The following is a 1,270-nucleotide window of genomic DNA, read 5'->3' on the forward strand; positions in this document are numbered from 1 at the left end:
AGGCGCTCCACAACCAATTCCAGCAGCTCGTGCTCTTCTGGGGAAATCTCTTGATCGGCCATGACGGCATTGAGGATCTGCTGTTGTTCAGCACGGGTCAAGATCTTATCTGCCAAGGCCCGGTCAATCAAAGCTCTGAGCTCAGAGGGTTGAGGGGATTGCACTGTTTTGCTCCTAGCGCTCGAGGGCAAGGGATCCCATAATGATCTCTGGATCCAAGATGCAACAGATAGCAGCACACCTGTCAGTATAGCGAGACAGTGGTGGAACCCCAGGTATCCCCAAAAACCCAGAGCTTCCAACCGGTGGGGGTGATCGGCGGCGGGCAGTTGGCGCAGATGTTGGCTTTGGCGGCCCGCCCCTTGGGGATCCCGCTGATCGTGCAGGCCGCTGCCCCCACCGATCCGGCGGTGGCAGTAGCCGACGGTGTGGTCTGGGGTGCTGTGACGGACACTCAGGCCACAGCCCAGTTGCTGCAACGCTGCCCGGTGGTAACTTTTGAGAACGAGTTCATCCCGCTGCCGGAGCTGCGCAAGTTGGATCCGCAGGGATCCCGCTTTCGCCCTCGCCTGAGCACCCTAGAGCCGCTGCTGGACAAGTTGCACCAACGACAGTTCTTGGCGGAGTTGGGGGTGCCGGTGCCGGCCTTTTGCCCTGCGGAGACGGCAGACCTATCTGGGTTGGGCTTTCCGGTGGTGCTCAAGCGGCGGCGGCAGGGCTACGATGGCCAGGGCACCCGCATCCTGCCCGACCGAGCAACCTTGCAACAGGCTCTGGCCGAGTATGCCGGGATCCCGCTGCTGCTGGAAGAGTGGATCCCGTTTGAGCGGGAGCTGGCGGTGATCGTGGCCCGCGGGCTGGCGGGGGAGATCCAACTCTACCCCGTGGTGGAAACTGTGCAGATCGAGCAGGTCTGCCGCTATGTGCTGGCGCCCGCCCGCATTCCCCCGACTGTCGAGGCCGAGATTCGCGACCTGGCGGTCAAGGTGATGGACAAGTTGGACGCGGTGGGCGTGTTCGCCATCGAGCTCTTCTGGGTGCCGCCGCCCCACCCCAAGGCCGGGATCTGGATCAACGAGATCTCACCGCGGGTTCACAACTCCGGCCACTACACCCTGGAAGCCTGCCACACCTCCCAGTTTGAGCAACATCTGCGCGCTATCCTCGGCCTCCCCTTGGGGGATCCCTCTCTCAAGTGTGGGGGAGCAGTGATGGTGAACCTCTTGGGTTATGAGCACTCCAGCAGTGACTATGCCCAAAAGCGGCAGCG

The 1,270-nt window shown here is 62.4% G+C and carries 1 protein-coding gene; it reads left to right on the forward strand.

The window, feature by feature from the left end; all coding sequences use genetic code 11:
• Positions 1–263: 263 nt before the first annotated feature.
• On the forward strand, positions 264–1,270 hold a 1,007-nt coding region (locus NW863_RS05630), incomplete at its 3' end, for a 5-(carboxyamino)imidazole ribonucleotide synthase (RefSeq protein WP_414365087.1).

This window comes from Synechococcus sp. B60.1 (assembly GCF_047462555.1).
GTDB lineage: Bacteria > Cyanobacteriota > Cyanobacteriia > Thermostichales > Thermostichaceae > Thermostichus.